Origin of the sequence: Enhydrobacter aerosaccus (genome assembly GCF_900167455.1) — a bacterium.
Lineage (GTDB): Bacteria > Pseudomonadota > Alphaproteobacteria > Reyranellales > Reyranellaceae > Reyranella > Reyranella aerosaccus.
The window spans coordinates 247567-264693 of record NZ_FUWJ01000003.1 but is presented as its reverse complement, the minus strand read 5'-3'; the positions used below and the strand labels follow the sequence as shown (position 1 = coordinate 264693).

Here is a 17127-nt window from a genome sequence, read left to right as displayed (position 1 = left end):
CGTGCCTTGGCCGAAGACGGCTTCGATGTGCTGCTCGTCTCTGGCGGCGCGCCGATCCCGCTCGATCTCGGGCCCGCGCGCTTGCATCAGCTTCCGCCCGTTCGGGCTCGGGATGCCACTCTGCGCGAATTGGCGCGGCTGGACGGATCGCCGCTCGACGAGGCCTTTCGCGTGGCGCGCGCCCGGGAACTGGTTTCCCTCCTGCAAGCGGAAACACCCTCTGTGGTCATCACCGAGCAGTTTCCGTTCGGGCGCACGCAGTTGCGCTTCGAGCTGGTGCCGCTCCTCGAAGCAGCACGTGACTTGCGGCCGCGACCGCTGATCGTTTCCTCGGTCCGCGACGTCGTGCGCCGTACGGCCTCCCCCGCGCGCGTCACCCAAACCATCGAGACCCTGGCCGACTTCGATCTGGTGCTGATCCATGCGGATCCCGCCATGGCGAATTTTGCCGCGAGTTTCGTCGGATGGGAGCAGATTGCCGCGCGCGCCGTCTATACCGGCTATGTGGCGTCCCCGGCCACGCCGCCTAAAACGGACGATGCGGGGAAAGGCGAAGTGATTGTATCGGTCGGGGGAGGCGCGGTCGGTGGCCCGTTGCTCAAGGCCGCGATAGCGGCCCGCCCCTTGAGTCGTCTGGCTAATCGTCGTTGGCGTCTTCTCGTTGGCGGCAACCTGCCCGAGGCCGAGCTTCTGTCGTTGCGGCAGGAGGATGGCATCATCGTGGAGCCGGCCCGGGCCGATTTTACGACGTTGCTGTCGAATGCCAGCCTGTCGATCTCCCAGGCCGGTTACAACACGGTGATCGACATCCTGCGCTATGCCGATCGCGCCGTTCTCGTTCCCTTTTCGAGTGATCGCGAGACAGAGCAAGGCGATCGGGCACGCCTGCTGGCCGAGCGCGGCGCCGTGGCGGTCGTGCCCGCCGAGCAGCTGTCCGGGGAACGCCTTGCCGAGGCCATTGCCAACGCGCTTGACGGGCCGTCGATCCGAAGCTTTGCCCCTTGTGATGTGAGTGGCGCGGAGGCGACCGTGCGGCTTTTGCGGCAGAAACTGTCATGACTTGGCAAGCGTTCGACGACGAGATCGCCCGCTGGCGTGACGGCGGGCAGACGGCGGTGCTGTGGTGGCGAGACGATGATGCCGTCGACCTCAGTCCTGCTCTCGATCGGTTGTTGGCTCTCCGTCAAGAGACCGAGGTACCGCTGGCATTGGCCGTCGTTCCGGCGGCGGCAACACCGGCGTTGGCGGCCCGGCTGTCGGACGAAGCCGAGATCGACATATTGCAGCATGGCTACGCCCACACCAATCACGCCCCCGATTCCGACAAGAAGAGCGAATTGGGTCCGCATCGACCCGCCATGCAGGTGCTGGGCGAACTCGGAACGGGACGGCTCGCCCTGGAGAGACTTTTTGCCGGGCGTGCCCTGGCCGTGCTGGTGCCGCCGTGGAACCGGGTCGCCCCGGGGCTGGTGCCGACTCTGCCGGAAATCGGCTTCGTCGGCCTGTCGACCTTCGGCGATCGACGCCGTGCCGAACCGGTCCGCGGATTGCTCCAGGTCAATGCACATGTCGACCTGATCGACTGGAAAGGCGGGCGTGGCTTTGTCGGTGAGGAAAGGGCCTTGGCCGATCTCGTCCGCGCGCTGGCGGCAGCGCGAAATTCGCGCGAGCCCGTAGGCATCCTCAGTCATCATCTTGCGATGGACGGGAGGGGTTGGGATTTCCTAAGGTCCTTGATGGGAAGGGCAAGAATGACGTCGGGCGTCGAGCTGCGCACGGCGCGGAAAATTTTCGCGTCACGGGAGGCGCGCCTTTGAACTCGTTGGTGCTGAGCTATCCGCGCCATTCGCTGTGGGCTGATTACATACGGGCTGTCGGCGGCTGCCTGCTGTGCGGGTTGCCGCTGTTGCTGTTGCCGGTCGAGCGATGGATCGGCTTGATTCTGGCGTCCGGCTTCGTCGTCTTCGCTCTCTTCTGCGTGCGCACGCTGCTGCGTCAGAAAACGCGCTACGTGCTGAGCGGCGACACGTTGGCAGCGGACGGTCCATGGGGCAGCTTGATCGAGTGGGGGCGCCTCGACCGCATGAAGCTCGCCTACTATTCGACCAAGCGGGACAGGTCGGGCGGCTGGATGCAGCTTGTGATCCGATCTGCCGGTGCACGGACCGTGAAGATCGATTCCTCCCTCGATGGATTTTACGATATCGTCGAACGTGCCGCGCAGGCGGCGGAAGCTTGCGAACTCGAACTCAGTCACGCAACACGCGTCAATCTCAGGTCGATGGGAATCTCCGTGGCAGGCCAGGAAGAGACAGTATGAAGGATCTGCTGCGAGTAGAGAACCTGACGGTCGAGTTCGGCGTGCACGAGGGCATCGTCCGGGCGGTCGACAACGTCTCGTTCGCCATGCCGCCGGGCGGTACCGTCGCACTGGTTGGCGAATCCGGATCAGGCAAGTCGGTCTGCAGCCAGGCCATCATGGGACTGCTGCCTCGACCGGCGAAGATCACTTCCGGCTCGATCCTGTTCAAGGATCCGCGCGACGCATCGCCGGTCGTCGATATCGCCAAGCTCGACCGGCACGGACCGGAGATGCGCGAGATCTGCGGCGGTGAGATCTCCATCATTTTCCAGGAGCCCATGACGTCGCTGTCGGCGCTCCACACGGTGGGAGATCAGATCGGCGAAGCCGTGGAGCTGCACGGCCAGCATAGCGACAGCGGAGGGCGGTCGCGCCGGCTGAGCCGGGCCGAGATCGACGAGATCACCATTTCCATGCTGCGCATGGTGGGTTTCCCCGATCCCAAGCGCGCATTGCGGACCTACCCGTTCGAGCTGTCCGGGGGGCTGCGCCAGCGCGCGATGATCGCCATGGCGCTGGTGTGCCGTCCCGCCTTGCTGATCGCGGACGAGCCCACGACCGCGCTCGACGTCACCATCCAGGCCCAGATCCTGCGTCTGATGAAGGATCTGCAGAAGGAACTGGGTATGGCGCTCCTGATGATCACGCACGATCTGGGCGTGGTCGCCAATGTCGCCGATGATGTCGTGGTCATGTATCGCGGCAAGGTGGTGGAAGCGGGCGGCCTGCGCGACATCTACAGAGATCCGCAGCATCCCTATCTCAAGGCCTTGTTGCACGCCGTGCCGCGCTTCGACATGAAACCGGACGAGCGGCTCGCGCCCATTCGCGAAATCAAGGCGACGACCGGCCATCTGCTGCAGCAGAAGCCGGAAACCAAGCCGCTCCCGACCTTCAACCCGAAGGCACCGGTTCTCAAGGTCCGCCATCTCAGCAAGACCTTCAAGATTCGCAAGGCCGACACCTTGCTGGAGCAGCTGCTGGGCGGTGGTGCGACACGGGTCGTGCGCGCCGTGAACGATGTGAGCTTCGACGTGATGCGCGGCGAGTGTCTGGGACTCGTGGGCGAGTCGGGCTGCGGCAAGACCACACTCAGCAAGATGCTGATGCGCGGCGTCTCCGCCGATCCCAACGAAGGCGCCGGCCGGGTGATCTTCGACGACTGGGGCCGCAAGACCGACGTCTTGATGCTGGAGGGTGACGATCTCGCCCGCTTCCGCACCAAGCTGCAGTTCATCTTCCAGGACCCGTTCGGCTCGCTCAATCCGCGCATGACGGTTTACGACATCCTGGTCGAGCCGCTGGTGATCCATAGGGTTGGGGACGACGCCTATCGGCGCGAGATGGTGGGCGAGCTGATGGAGCTGGTCGGCCTCGATCGCCGGCAGCTCAGCCGTTACCCGCACTCCTTCTCGGGCGGCCAGCGCCAGAGAATCGGCATCGCCCGCGCCCTGGCACTGCGCCCCGACATGGTGATCTGCGACGAGCCCGTTTCGGCCCTGGACGTGTCGATCCAGGCCCAGATCCTGAATCTGCTCAAGGATCTGCAGAAGAAGCTCGGCCTCACTTACCTGTTCATCAGCCACAATCTGGCGGTGGTGGACTATATCGCCGACCGGATCGCGGTGATGTGCGCCGGGCGGCTGGTCGAGCTGGCGCCCGCGGGCGAACTGTTCCGCAAGCCGATGCATCCCTACACCCGGGCCCTTGTCTCGGCGGTCCCGATCCCCGACCCTAACCAGCGGCTCGACCTGCGGGCGCTGATGGAAGGCAAGGCCTCCGATCCGAAGCAGTGGCCAGCGCCCTTCACCGACACCGGCACCGCTCCGCTCTATTGGACCGAGGTCGAGCCCGGCCATTATGTCCGCATGACGAGGGAGGCGGCCTGACCATGCTGAACTACGTCGCCCGCCGATTGCTGCTGATGATCCCAACCCTCTTTGTCATCAGCCTGATCGTCTACATGATCATCAACATGCCGCCCGGTGACTGCGTGACGTCGCAGATCGACGAGTTGCTGTCGCGCGGCGACGCCAATGCGCTTGCGCGCGCGGACGAGCTGCGGGCCCTCTACGGGCTCGATCATTCCGTCTGGTATCGCTTCTTCCACTGGATCGGCGGTGTGTTCCGCTGGGATTTCGGCCTGTCCTGCCAGGACACCGTTCCGGTCAAGGATCTGATCGGCGAGCGCCTCATGCTCACGATCGTGATGGAAAGCTGCACCATCATCTTCATCTGGACCGTATCGTTCGTCATCGGCGTCTACGCCGCGACGCACCAATACAAGTTCGGCGATTACGCGGCTTCCTTCGTTGGTTTCCTCGGCCTGGCGATCCCGAACTTCCTGCTGGCTCTGGTGCTGCTCTATGTGGGCAAGGTCTATTTCGGCGTGTCGATCGGCGGCCTGATGGATCCCGAATTCATCGAGAAGCCGATGTCGTGGGACAAGTTCGTCTCCGTCGCCAAGCATCTCGTGATCCCGACGATCGTAATCGGCACATCCGGGACGGCCGGCATGATCCGCCGGCTGCGCGCCAACCTCCTGGACGAGCTGCAGAAGCAGTATGTCGTCACCGGCCGCGCCAAGGGCCTGTCGCCCTTCAAGCTGCTGGTGAAATATCCGCTGCGCCACGCCATCAATCCGTTCGTCGCGGATATCGGCCATCTTCTGCCCGAGGTCGTGTCGGGATCGGTGATCGTCTCGGTCGTGCTGTCGTTGCCGACCATGGGTCCGATGCTGCTGAACGCGCTCAAGACGCAGGACGTCAACCTTGCCGCGACCTTCCTGCTGTTCGTCGCGGTGCTGACGGTGATCGGCATGCTGATCTCCGACCTTCTGCTGGCGGCGCTCGACCCGCGCATCCGCTTCGGCGCGGCAGGCGAGAAGTGAGGCGGCCATGACAGACACCACATCCACGCCGGCTACGCGTTCCACGAGCCAGCATTTCGTCAGCCGGGAGCCCTGGGATCCGTACGTCGCCGACAAGCTGACGCCGGAGCAGGAAAAGTACTACATGGCCGGCCAGTGGAAGCTGATGTGGTGGCGCTTCCGCCGCCATCGGCCGGCGGTCATCTCGGCGGCGTTCCTGGCGCTGATGTATCTGTCGATCGTGATCTGCGAATGGATCGCGCCCTACGATCTTCATACCCGGCACGCCAAGTATATCTTCGCGCCGCCCCAGGGCGTGCATCTGTTCCATGACGGCAAGTTCATGGGGCCGTTCGTCTATGGCCTGAAGATCGGTCGCGACATGGACACGCTGCAGCGTGTCTACCAACCCGACCATTCCCAGCCGCAGAAGCTGCGGTTTTTCTGCTCCGGCGAGCGCTACGAGTTCTGGGGCCTGGTCGAGGGAACATTCCACTTCGTCTGCCCACCCGAGAATGGCAGCTTCTTCCTGCTGGGGACCGATCGACTCGGCCGCGACATGCTGAGCCGCATCGTCTACGCGGCCCGCATCTCGCTCACCATCGGCATCATCGGCATCGTGCTGTCATTCACGCTCGCCCTCGTCCTGGGTGGCCTCGCTGGCTATTACGGCGGCTGGGTCGATCTCGTGGTGCAGCGCGTGACCGAGATCCTGAAGAGCTTCCCCCATCTGCCGCTGTGGCTCGCCTTGTCGGCCGCGCTACCGGTGACGTGGTCGCCGCTGCTGATCTATTTCGGCATCACGCTCATCCTGGCCCTGCTCGACTGGCCGAGCCTCGGCCGTGCGGTGCGCTCCAAGCTGCTGTCGCTGCGCGAGGAGGATTACGCACTCGCGGCTCAGATGATGGGGGCAAAGCCCGCCCGCATCATCGGCCGGCATCTGCTGCCCGGCTTCATGAGCCATCTGATCGCCTCGGCGACCCTGTCCATCCCCTCCATGATCCTGGCCGAGACCGCGCTGAGCTTCCTCGGACTGGGGCTTCGGCCGCCGATCACCTCCTGGGGCGTGCTGCTGAACGAGGCCACCGACATCAACGTGGTGGCGGTGAACTGGTGGCTGATGTTCCCGGTGGTGCCGGTGATCCTGGTGATCCTGGCCTACCAGTTCATGGGTGACGGCATGCGCGACGCCGCCGATCCGTACGCCTGATCTGCAGGAAGGCCAAAGGCCGAGCTGATGTTGGCTAGCGGATGATGGGAGGTGGCGGCGGTGGAGTCGTGGATCCCGGTCCGAGAGGCCGCTGCACCATGACGCTGTCGGCCCAATGACCGTAGCGATAGGCGACGGCCGGCAGGTAACCGACCCTGGTGAAGCCGAACCGCTCATGAAGGCCGAGCGACGCGGCATTGTCGGCATCGATGTAGCCGATCATCTGCCGGAACCCGGCGGCGGCACAGGCATCGACCAGCCCCTGCAGCAGTAGGCCGCCGATCCCGCGGCCAAGATGCTCATGGTGGACGTAGATCGAGTGCTTGGCGGTGTAGCGGTAGGCTGGCCGTTTGCGGAACAGGACGGCGTAGGCGTAGCCCAGGACTTCCTCGCCCTGCGCCGCCACCAGATGTGGAAGTCGACGATTGCGCATGTTCTTGCGCCGTTCGCGCAGATCGTCGGGCTCCGGCATCCCGCTTTCTTCGGCTCCCTCTTCGACGCCTCGCCGGATGTGACGCCGGTATATCGACAGCATGGCGTCGATATCGGTGTCGCGTGACGGGCGAATGAAGATGGGTCGCTCGCTCTCCATCTCTGGCTTGGCTTCCATGCGGAAGCTCTATTCGGAGACCATATAAGTGTAAAGCCGGACCCGGCCGTCGGCATCGACCTCGCGGTAGACGCCCTGGATCTCGACCTCGAAGCCGGGGAAGGTATTGAAGCTCGCCTCGAACATCTTGAGGTAATCGATCATGGGCTTGGCCCGTTCGGTCAGGCGCTCGCCCGGCACGATCGTGGCGATGCCGGGGGGATAGACGACGAACGGCGTCGTCGCGATACGGCCGACAATGGCGTCGAGCGGCAGGTAGTCGACGTCGTTGCGCACCAGGCAGCGCGCCGCGTCGTGCGGCGACATCGCAATCTCCGGAAGATGAAGGGACGAGAACTGCTTCGCCTGCAGGGCACTGACATCGGCGTTGCGGAAGAAGCGGTGCATGTCGGCGCAGAGATCGCGCAGCCTCACGCCGGCATAGCGGGCCGGTCGTCGCCGGCAGAACTCGGGAATCGCCTCCTCGAGCGGCGCGTTGTCGTCGTGCAGCTTCTTGAAGGCGACCAGCCCGCTGACCAAGGTGCCGGCCTTGCTGGCCTCGACGCCGGGCGTAAGCAGGAACAGCAGCGAATTGAGGTCGTTCTTCTCCGCCACGATGCGGTTCTCGCGCAGGAACTGCGCCACGACCGGGGCGGGAATGCCGTGCTCGGCGTAGGTCCCAGTGGCGCGATCGAAGCCGGGCGTGAGCAGCGTCAGCTTGTTCGGATCGGTCATGGCGAAGCCCGGCTCCATGTCGGGGAAGCCATGCCACGCGGCGCCCGGCGCGAGCTGCCAGTAGGAGGGATCGGTGGCCAGCTGGTCGGTGCTCACTGTCTCCCAGGCGACGTCGTGCACGGCGCCGTCTCGCGCGACGTCGGGGATGGCTATGCGATCGGGCACGAACGGGTCGAAGAACCAGCGCCGCTCGGGGCGTGTCTCCTTCTCCTCGAACTCGCGTCGGATCGCGCGGATCTTCTTGCGCAGCTCGATGCCGAGCCGGATCGTGTCATCCCACAGCACCTCGCCCGAGCGACCCTTCATCATCTGCGCGCCGACATCGAGCGAGGCGAACAGCGGGTAGAAGGGAGAGGTCGACGCGTACTGCATAAAGCTCTCGTTGAAGCGACGATGCTCGACGCGGCGCTTCTGGCCGGTGATATGCCGGTCTTTGACGTGGATCTGCGAGGCCTGCGAGAAGCTGGCGAGCTGCTTGTGCGTCGACTGGGTGGCGACGATGCCCGGCGCGTCGGGGCCAAGCTCCGCGAGACCCATGGCGAACCGCCCGGCGTAGAGCGGATGGAACTTCATGAAGCCCGCCCAGGCTTCGTCGAACAGGATGTAGTCGCAGAGATGGCCGATGCGTCGCAGGATCATGTCGGCGTTGTGGATGCTGCCGTCGTAGGTGCATTGCTCGATCACGGCGACGCGGAACGGCCGCGGCTTGCGCCAGGCTTCCGGATCCTTGACCAGCGGATGGGTGCGGATCTGCTCGCGCAGCGCCTCTTCCTCCAGCGCGTCCCACCGCATCGGCCCGATCAGGCCCCAGGAATTCCGGGCCGTCGGTACATAGACCGGAATACCGCCGCTGATCAGCAGGGCGCCGTGATGCGCCGCCTTGTGGTTGTTGCGATCGAACAGCACCAGGTCGCCATCGGTCACCAGGGCTCCGAGCGCGATCTTGTTGGAGGTCGAGGTTCCGTTGAGGACGAAGTAGGTCTTTTCCGCCCCGAAGATCTTGGCTGCCTCCTTCTGGGCGGCGAGCGCCGGCCCTTCATGGGTCAGCAAATCGCCGAGATCGAGCACCGAATTGTCGAGATCGTCGCGGAACACGGCCTCGCCGAGATGTTCCATGAAGACGCGCCCGATCGGGCTGCGGCTGTAGAACACGCCGCCATTGTGGCCGGGACAGGTCCACAGCTGGTTGCCCTGTTCGGCATAGTCGACCAACGTGCCGAAGAACGGGGTCTTGAGCGTGTCGGCGTACTTCTTGAGGCGGCTGATGAGGTTCTTGGCGATGAAGGCGGGCGTTTCCTCCGACAGGAAGACATAGCCGTCGATGAAGTCGAGAACCTCGACCGGCAGGTCCTCGAACCGCTTGCGCCGGATCAGCAAGACGATCGGGAAGTCGAGGCCGCGGCGGCGCATGAGGTTGATCAAGGCGGCCGTCTTGCCCTCCAGGCCCCTCTTGCCCCAGTCGACCACCATGCAGCCGATGGCGGCATCCGTCTGGACCGCGATCTCGGCATCCTCGATCTTGCGTGCCTTGACGACCTCGAAGCCCGAACGCTCGATCTCGTCCACGATCTGGTTGAAGCGGACGCCTTCGAGATTGTCCGGCTCGAAGGCCGGCATCGCGAACAGAAAGGTGAATCGGCGAAAATAGTCCATGGGCGCCCCCGGTCGTTCAAACAGACATGTCGGCGCGTTGCATGACAGCACGGTGACTGTCGAGCCCGCATTGAGGAGCAGGCACGTTTGGCCGCAGAACTTTGCCAGGAATGACCCGCCCGACCGTGCGGTGCGCTGGAGTTGCAGAGGGGCTGAATGCCGGGTGGCGGCTCTTGCGTTGACCCCGTATCTCGCCAAAGCCTGCATCGCGTTGATCGCGCGGCCAAATCCCAGAATAACCATACAGCACGGAGTGTGATTAAAAAATCACAGTTCCGCCCCATTTGGGTCTAGCGACGGCCATCGGGGGTTTCCATCTTCGGGCTGTATCTCCCCCGAACGTGGTCCCCCCAAAGCCACGTTCAGCCTCCTCGGAGGCGTTCGGCCGCCCTCTCATTCTCCCCCGAGAGGGCGGCCATTTTCTTTCCGGCATGTCTCGGCTGCCATGGTAGGAACGGCGGCGCATGACGATCGCCCTTCTCGAAGTTTCGGGCCTTTCCTGCCGCCGTGGCGGTCGGCGCGTGTTCGACGCTCTCTCCTTCACCCTGAACGCCGGCGAATTGCTGGCGCTGACCGGCCGCAATGGCAGCGGCAAGACCACGCTGCTGCGGGCGCTCGCCCTGCTGGTGCCGGCGGACAAGGGCAGTATCCGCTGGCGCGGCCAGGATGTTAGCGACGATCGGGAAGGCTGGCGTGGAGAACTGGCCTGGCTCGGGCATCTGGAAGGGTTGAAGGGGGATCTGACCGTGGCGGAGAACATTGCCGTCGCCCAGCGTCTACGCGGCCAGGCGGAGGCTGCAGACCTCGACATCGCCCTGACGGCCTTCGGCCTTGCCAAACTCGCCCAGCGTCCGGTGCGAACGCTGTCGGCAGGCCAGCGTCGCCGCGCGGCTCTCGCTCGGGTGGCGGCGTCCCGGGCGACGACCTGGTTGCTCGATGAACCCCTGAATGCGCTCGACGCCGCCGCGAGAGAAGCGCTGCAGACTGCCCTTGCCGCCCATCTTGCGGCCGGCGGGCTCGCCATCGCCGCCACCCATGCACCGCTTGCCGGCGCGCGCGTGCTGGACATGTCATGACCGGCTTCACGGCACTCTTCCTGCGCGATCTGCGGCTGGTCTGGCGGCGGCCCGGCGATGTGGCAGTGGTGCTGGCCTTCTTCGTCGTGGCGACGGTGCTGTTCCCGCTCGGCATTGGCCCGGAGACCAACCTGCTGGCGCGGATCGCCGCCGGCATCCTGTGGTGCGCGGCGCTGTTCGCCTCGCTGCTGTCGCTCGATAGGCTGTTCGCATCGGACTACGAGGACGGCTCGCTCGACCTGCTGCTGCTGGCGCCCTGGCCGCTCGAGCTCGCGGCGCTGGCCAAATGCGCGGCGCACTGGGTCGTGACCGGCTTGCCGCTCGCCGTGCTTGCCCCGTTCCTGGGGGTCGCGTTCGGGCTCGACGATCGCAGTCTGATGGTGCTGGCCCTCACGCTCCTGGTCGGCACACCGACACTATCGCTGATCGGCGGACTTGCTGCCGCCTTGACGCTGGGCGCCCGCCGCGGCGGTGCGCTGCTGGCCCTGTTGGCGCTGCCGCTCTGCGTGCCCACCTTGATCTTCGGGGCTTCGGCCATCGAGGCCACCGCCACGGGCGAAAGCTTCGTCGTGCACCTTGCGATCCTGGGGGCGCTGGCCCTGGTGTCGCTGGCCACGCTGCCTTGGGCGATCGCCGCTGCCCTGCGGCAGGCGGGCGAGTAGACAGGCCATGCCTCACGAAGGATAGAAAGCCTCAACCATGGCCGACCTCCATTTCCTCGCCAATCCGGCCCGCTTCCGGCGCTTCAGCCAACGCGTGTTGCCGGCTCTGTCGATCGTGACGGCGTTGGCGCTGGCAATCGGGCTCTACTGGGGCCTGGTGGTGGCGCCGCCCGACTACCAGCAGGGCGACACGGTGCGGATCATGTTCCTGCATGTGCCGACGGCGTCGCTGGCCATGGGCGGCTACCTGCTGCTCGCGGCGCTGGGCGCCTCGCTGCTGGTCTGGCGCCATCCGCTGGCCGCGCTGATGGCGCGGGCGACGGCGCCGGTCGGAGCGACCTATGCCGCGGTCTGCCTGATTACGGGCTCGCTGTGGGGCCGGCCGATGTGGGGCACCTATTGGGTGTGGGATGCGCGCCTGACCTCGTTCCTGCTGCTGTTCTTCCTCTATCTCGGTCACATCGCGCTCAGCCGCGCCTATGACGATTCGGAGCGCGGCGACCGCGCCGCCGCCATCCTCGCCATCGTCGGCGCCATCAACGTGCCGATCATCAAGTTCTCGGTCGACTGGTGGAACACGCTGCACCAGCCGGCCTCGATCATGCGCATGGGCGGCCCGTCGATCGATCCCTCGCTGCTATGGCCGCTGTTCTGGATGATGGGGGCGCTGGCGCTCCTGTTCGTGACGCTGGTGCTGCTGCGCACCGAGACCGAGATCGACCGCCGCCGCCTTGAGATCGCCGAGAACCAGGACTAGCGCATCGCCATGGACAAGCGCGGACGCTGGCTCTTCGTCGGGATCAATCTGGGCGCGGTCGCCGTCGCCGTGGCCGCGTTCCTGATCTATCGCAACCTGCAGCCGGTACCGGGCGCCGACACCAATCTCGAAGGCACGATCAGCAAGCTCGAGACCTACGACCTGTTCGACGATGTCGGCTATCTGCCCAAGCCCAACCAGCGCATCACCGCGCGGCGGGTGGTGCCGGGCAAGGTCGTCTACGACGTCACCTACGGCATCGACGGCAACGGCTTTCGCGCCATGCCGCGGAATTCGACCGATCCAGAGGCCTGTGTCCTGCTGTTCGGCGATTCGAATACTTTCGGCATCGGTGTCAACGACACCGAAACCTACGCCTCGCAACTTGCCGAGCGCGGCAAGGGCAAGATCGCGGTCTACAATTTCGGCATCGGCGGTTCGGGGCCCCACCAGATGCTGGCTGGCCTGCAATCGGGCCGCTTCCAGAAGGCGCTGACCTGCACGCCGACCGATGTCTATTACTTCTTCATCATCGAGCATCTCGGCCGCGTGACGGGACGGTTGGCGCCATGGGATCCGCATGGCCCGCGCTTCCGTCTCGGCGGCGATGGCCGGCCGGTCCGCGACGGCAATTTCGACACGCCGCCGCCCACGCCGCTGCCCGATCTCGACGAGGGCTTCCTGGGCTGGCGACGGCTGGTCTATGGCATCGATGGCTATGGCACGCGCGAGGAGGCGTCGCTGACCGCCGCCATCCTGATCGATTCGGCGCGCGAGATCGCCCGCATCGCGCCCAAGGCGCGGTTCCATGTGCTGGTCTGGACCATGGTCGACGACAAGCGCGTCGCGCAGATGGAGGAGGCGCTGACCGCGGCCGGCATCGCTGTCGATCCGGTGCAGCGCGTCATACCCGACTACCGCGACGACCAGCTGCGCTATGTCGTGGGTCGGGAGGATGGCCATCCCAATCCCATGACCCATATCAAGATCGCCGACTATATTTTGACGCAAATCGGGACAAACCGCCGCTCGGCCTCGGCTTCCGCGCCCCGGCCAAGTGGGCTATCCCACGATCCATGATCCTGCTTTCCACGGGCTTCTTCGCGATGGGCGGCTATGGCGGCTTCATCTGGAGCGCCTATGCCGCGGGGCTGATTGCGCTGGGCGGCCTGGCGCTGATCTCGGTGGCACAGCGCCGCCGCGTGCGCCGCGCGCTTGCCGCCCGCGGGCTCGATCGCCGGCGGTGAAGCCATGACCCCGAAGCGCAAGATGACGCCGAAGCGAAAGCGGCTGTGGCTGCTGATCGGCTCGCTGTGCGTTTTGGGCGCGGCGGCCGCCCTCGTTTTGTCGGCGCTGAGCGACAATATCGTCTTCTTCTATTCGCCCAGCCAGCTTGCCGAGAAGCATGTGCCGCCGGAGCGGCGCTTCCGCCTCGGCGGGCTGGTCGAGGAGGGCAGCGTGCGCAAGGAGGGCAGCGAGGTGCGCTTCCGCATCACCGATCTCAATCGGAGCCTCGAAGTGGTCTATCGCGGCATCCTGCCCGACCTGTTCCGCGAGGGACAGGGCGTGATCGCCGAAGGCGCACTCGATCGTGACGGCGTGTTCATGGCGCGCGAGGTGCTGGCCAAGCACGACGAGAAATACATGCCGCCGGAGGTGGCCAAGGCGCTGAAGGAGTCGGGGCGGTGGCAGGAAGGCGAAGGGACAAAGAAGTGATAGCGCGAAGCGAAGGCCGTTCACCATACGCACCGTGTCATCCCGAGCGCAGCGAGGGATCCCTCGCTATGCTCGGGATGACACGGTCATTGCCAGGGGTGAGCGCTATTGGTCGGCGACCTTCGTTCACGTCGCACGCTGCGGGCGCCGCATGATCCCGGAGCTAGGCCACTTCGCCTTGATCCTGGCGCTGGCGGTGGCGCTGGTGCAGGCGACGTTGCCGTTCGTCGGCGCGGCGCGCGGCGACATCCGGCTGATGGAGCTCGGCCGCATGGCGGCGCTGACGCAGGCGTTCCTGATCGTGCTGTCCTTCGCCGCCCTGATGCAGGCCTATGTCGCGTCGGATTTCTCCGTCGCCACGGTGGTCGCCAACTCGCATTCGGCGAAGCCGCTGCTCTACAAGATCAGCGGCGTCTGGGGCAATCACGAGGGATCGATGATGCTCTGGGTGCTGATCCTGGCGCTGTTCGGCGCGGCGGTCGCGCTGTTCGGCGAGACCCTGCCCGACACGCTGCGCGCGCGCGTGCTCGGCTTCCAGGCCTGGATCGGCGTCGGCTTCCTCGCCTTCATCCTGTTCACGTCGAATCCCTTCCTGCGCCTGAGTCCGGCACCCGCCGACGGCAACGGCATGAACCCGCTGCTGCAGGATCCCGGCCTCGCCTTCCATCCGCCGCTGCTCTATCTCGGCTATGTCGGCTTCTCGGTCACCTATGCCTTCGCGCTGGCGGCGCTGCTCGAAGGCCGCGTCGACGCCGCCTGGGCGCGCTGGGTGCGGCCGTGGACGCTGGCGGCGTGGTGCTTCCTCACGCTCGGCATCACGCTCGGCAGCTGGTGGTCCTATTACATCCTCGGCTGGGGCGGCTTCTGGTTCTGGGATCCGGTCGAGAACGCCTCGCTGATGCCGTGGCTGGCCGGCACCGCGCTGCTGCACTCCGCCATCGTGGTGGAGAAGCGCGACGCACTGAAGAGCTGGACGGTGCTGCTTGCCATCCTCGCCTTCTCGCTGTCGCTGCTCGGCACCTTCCTGGTCCGTTCGGGCGTGCTGACCTCGGTCCATGCCTTCGCGCAGGATCCGGCGCGCGGCATGTTCATCCTCGGCTTCCTGCTCGCTGTCACCGGCGGCGCACTGGCGCTCTATGCCTGGCGCGCGCCCAGCCTTCAGGGGGGCGGCCTGTTCCAGCCGATCAGCCGCGAGGGCGGGCTGATCCTGAACAACCTGCTGCTCTGCACGCTGTGCGCCACCGTGCTGCTGGGCACGCTCTACCCGCTGTTCCTCGATCTCGTCAGCGGCGCCAAGGTCTCGGTCGGCCCGCCCTTCTTCAACGCCACCTTCGTGCCGATCTCCTTCGCGCTGTTCGCCGCCCTCTGCGTCGGCCCCTATCTCGGCTGGAAGCGCGCCGAACTGGGACCGGCGCTGGTGAAGCTGCGCTCCGCCTTCGCGATCGCCGTGATCGCCATGATCCTGGCGGCCACCGTCATCGACCGCCATGCGGCGCTGGCCGCGATCGCCTTCGGCTTCGGCATCTGGCTGATCCTGGGCAGCCTCTACGAGCTCGCCGATCGCGTGAAGCTCGGCCGCGTTTCCTGGAGCGAGACCCGGCGCCGCCTGCTCGCCACGCCGCGCGCCAGCATCGGCATGACGATCGCGCACGCGTCGCTGGGCGTCGTCGTGCTGGGCGCGGTGGCGACCGCCGCGTGGAACGTCGAGCTGATCCGCACCTTCCGGATCGGCGACCAGGCCGAGTTCGCCGGCTGGCAGGTTACGCTCTCCAAGGTCGAGCCGGTGCGCGGCCCGAACTATGAGGCCGAGCGCGCCGCCCTCACGCTCTCCCGCGACGGCCAGACCGTGACGGTGCTGACGCCGGAGCGCCGCCTGTTCCTGGTCCAGCGCCGCGAGGTGGCCGAGACCTCGATCCACTCCAACCTGCTGCGCGACGTCTATGCGACGCTGGGCGAGGGCGATGCCCAGAAGGGCTGGACCGTGCGCCTCTACTACAATCCGCTCGCGCCTTGGATCTGGCTCGGCGCGGCGCTGTGCGCCTTCGGTGGCTTCGTCTCCCTGAGCGACCGCCGCCTGCGCATCGGCGCCCCCAAGCGCTCGCGCGCCGTCCTGCAGGCCGCCGAATGAGCGCTGAGGGGTTTCGCCGGGGGCGCGCGACTCCAGTCGCGCGTCTTCTTCTCTCATCGTCGCATGATCGCGCGACTGGAGTCGCGCCCCCAGCCATGAACGCAGCCAAGATTTTCTTCAGAGGAGCGCGCCACTCCAGTGGCGCCTCTTCTCATGAGCGCCACGGGAGTGGCGCGCTCCTCCGAACGCTCCCATGAAATCGAACCGTCTGCTCTATCTCCTGCCGCTGCTGACGCTGGCCATCCTGGCCGGCTTCTTCGGCTGGTCGCTGCTGTCGGGCCGCGATCCGGCCTCGATCGGCTCGGTGATGGTCGGCCGTCCGGCGCCCCGGCTGGCGGCGCCGGCGCTGCTGCCGGGCCAGCCCGCGCTTACCGACGCGCTGCTGCACAGCGGCAAGCCGGTGCTGGTGAACTTCTTCGCCAGCTGGTGCACGCCGTGCCTGGCCGAGCATCCCCTGCTGGAGCGGCTGGCCAAGCGCGACGGCATCACCATCATCGGCATCGCCTGGAAGAACAAGCCGGAGGAGGCGCGCGCCTGGCTGGAGCGGCTGGGCAATCCCTTCGCCCAGGTGGGCTACGATCTCGATGGCAAGATGGCGCTCGACTGGGGCCTGTCCGGCGTGCCCGAGACCTTCCTGATCGATGCCCAGGGCATCGTCCGCCTGCACTTCCGCGCCCCCCTCCTCGAGAAGGACGTCAACGAGCGCATCATGCCGCTCCTCAAGGCGGGTTCGTGATGGTCGGTGGCCGCGGACTGCCACGTCGGCCGGGACACAATCGGTGTCATCCCGAGCGAAGCGAGGGATCCCTCGGCCTTCGGCCTCGGGAGGACACCGGAAGGATGCGACTGCCAAGGGCATTTGTCGGCGCCTGTCTGATGCTGCTCCTTGCCCTTCCCGTCCTCGCCCCCGCTTTCGCCGTCGAGCCCTCCGAGATGCTGCCCGATCCGGCGCTCGAGGCGCGCGCGCGGGAGATCAGCCGCGAGCTGCGCTGCGTGGTGTGCCAGAACCAGTCGGTCGACGATTCCAACGCCGAGGTGGCGCACGACATCCGCCGCGCCGTGCGCGAGCGGCTGGTGGCCGGCGACAGCGACAGCCAGGTGCTCGATTACATGGTCGCGCGCTACGGCGACTACGTGCTGCTGAAGCCGCCGTTCCGGATGCGCACCCTTATCCTGTGGCTGGGTGCGCCGCTGGTCCTGCTGCTGGGCGGGCTCGGCATCTGGAGGGCTGCCCTGCGCAGGCCGCCGACCGCCGCGCCGACGCCGCTGAGCGAGGAAGAAAAGAAGAAGGTCGAGGCGCTGCTGGACTCCAAGGAGGGTGTCATCCCGAGCGAAGCGAGGGACCTTTGAGGCAACAGGAAAGGTCCCTC

At 66.1% G+C, this 17127-nt stretch carries 17 protein-coding genes; 15 read left to right on the top strand and 2 right to left on the bottom strand.

Going from position 1 to position 17127, the window contains the following annotated elements; genetic code table 11:
- Positions 1–6 precede the first annotated feature (6 nt).
- Genes B5D62_RS16595 through B5D62_RS16570 form a run of 6 tightly spaced genes read left to right on the top strand, consistent with a single transcriptional unit; the run spans position 7 to position 6441 of the window.
- A complete protein-coding gene (locus B5D62_RS16595; protein WP_170920975.1) occupies positions 7–1059 on the top strand; it encodes a glycosyltransferase family protein in 1053 nt (350 codons plus the stop codon).
- The gene (locus B5D62_RS16590) at positions 1056–1817 is read left to right on the top strand and encodes a polysaccharide deacetylase family protein (RefSeq protein WP_085935019.1); all 762 of its coding nucleotides are present in this window, start codon (positions 1056–1058) and stop codon (positions 1815–1817) included. Before B5D62_RS16595 ends, B5D62_RS16590 begins: the two co-directional genes overlap by 4 nt.
- Positions 1814–2320, top strand: a complete 507-nt coding sequence (locus tag B5D62_RS16585; RefSeq protein ID WP_085935018.1) for a hypothetical protein — start codon at positions 1814–1816, stop codon at positions 2318–2320. The genes B5D62_RS16590 and B5D62_RS16585 overlap by 4 nt, the downstream gene beginning before the upstream one ends.
- Positions 2317–4251, top strand: a complete 1935-nt coding sequence (locus B5D62_RS16580; protein WP_085935017.1) for a dipeptide ABC transporter ATP-binding protein — start codon at positions 2317–2319, stop codon at positions 4249–4251. The genes B5D62_RS16585 and B5D62_RS16580 overlap by 4 nt, the downstream gene beginning before the upstream one ends.
- A 2-nt stretch (positions 4252–4253) precedes the next feature.
- Positions 4254–5252 carry an ABC transporter permease gene (locus tag B5D62_RS16575; RefSeq protein ID WP_085935016.1) on the top strand — a complete coding sequence of 333 codons (999 nt, stop codon included), beginning with the start codon at positions 4254–4256 and terminating at the stop codon, positions 5250–5252.
- A gap of 7 nt (positions 5253–5259) precedes the next feature.
- Positions 5260–6441, top strand: coding sequence for an ABC transporter permease (locus B5D62_RS16570; RefSeq protein ID WP_085935015.1), 1182 nt, complete (start codon positions 5260–5262; stop codon positions 6439–6441).
- Positions 6442–6475: 34 nt separating this feature from the next.
- Here B5D62_RS16570 and B5D62_RS16565 read toward each other — a convergent pair whose 3' ends face one another.
- Together B5D62_RS16565 and B5D62_RS16560 are read right to left on the bottom strand one after the other, a co-directional pair.
- A complete protein-coding gene (locus B5D62_RS16565; protein WP_419188787.1) occupies positions 6476–7051 on the bottom strand; it encodes a GNAT family N-acetyltransferase in 576 nt (191 codons plus the stop codon).
- 9 nt (positions 7052–7060) lie between these two features.
- Positions 7061–9418 (bottom strand): Orn/Lys/Arg family decarboxylase, encoded by a 2358-nt coding sequence (locus B5D62_RS16560; RefSeq protein ID WP_085935014.1) that lies wholly within the window; start codon positions 9416–9418, stop codon positions 7061–7063.
- 464 nt (positions 9419–9882) lie between these two features.
- On the opposite strand from B5D62_RS16560, the gene ccmA reads away from it, so the two are divergent.
- From ccmA to B5D62_RS16520, 9 genes are all read left to right on the top strand, one after another.
- Complete coding sequence (gene ccmA / locus B5D62_RS16555; RefSeq protein WP_085935013.1) at positions 9883–10494, top strand: cytochrome c biogenesis heme-transporting ATPase CcmA; 612 nt, start codon at positions 9883–9885, stop codon at positions 10492–10494.
- Positions 10491–11156, top strand: coding sequence for a heme exporter protein CcmB (gene ccmB / locus B5D62_RS16550; protein WP_085935012.1), 666 nt, complete (start codon positions 10491–10493; stop codon positions 11154–11156). Before ccmA ends, ccmB begins: the two co-directional genes overlap by 4 nt.
- Positions 11157–11193: 37 nt before the next feature.
- Positions 11194–11913, top strand: a complete 720-nt coding sequence (gene ccmC / locus B5D62_RS16545; protein ID WP_085935011.1) for a heme ABC transporter permease CcmC — start codon at positions 11194–11196, stop codon at positions 11911–11913.
- Positions 11914–11922: 9 nt separating this feature from the next.
- Positions 11923–12993, top strand: coding sequence for an SGNH/GDSL hydrolase family protein (locus tag B5D62_RS32935; protein WP_139373929.1), 1071 nt, complete (start codon positions 11923–11925; stop codon positions 12991–12993).
- Positions 12990–13160 carry a heme exporter protein CcmD gene (gene ccmD, locus B5D62_RS32930; protein WP_139373928.1) on the top strand — a complete coding sequence of 57 codons (171 nt, stop codon included), beginning with the start codon at positions 12990–12992 and terminating at the stop codon, positions 13158–13160. Before B5D62_RS32935 ends, ccmD begins: the two co-directional genes overlap by 4 nt.
- A gap of 4 nt (positions 13161–13164) precedes the next feature.
- Positions 13165–13629 (top strand): cytochrome c maturation protein CcmE, encoded by a 465-nt coding sequence (gene ccmE, locus B5D62_RS16535; RefSeq protein WP_419188786.1) that lies wholly within the window; start codon positions 13165–13167, stop codon positions 13627–13629.
- A 151-nt stretch (positions 13630–13780) separates the two neighbouring features.
- Positions 13781–15757: a heme lyase CcmF/NrfE family subunit gene (locus B5D62_RS16530; protein WP_085935010.1), complete on the top strand. Its 1977-nt coding sequence runs from the start codon at positions 13781–13783 to the stop codon at positions 15755–15757.
- A 193-nt stretch (positions 15758–15950) separates the two neighbouring features.
- Positions 15951–16493, top strand: coding sequence for a DsbE family thiol:disulfide interchange protein (locus B5D62_RS16525; protein ID WP_085935009.1), 543 nt, complete (start codon positions 15951–15953; stop codon positions 16491–16493).
- Positions 16494–16633: 140 nt separating this feature from the next.
- The gene (locus B5D62_RS16520) at positions 16634–17107 is read left to right on the top strand and encodes a cytochrome c-type biogenesis protein (protein WP_231714833.1); all 474 of its coding nucleotides are present in this window, start codon (positions 16634–16636) and stop codon (positions 17105–17107) included.
- Positions 17108–17127 lie beyond the last annotated feature (20 nt).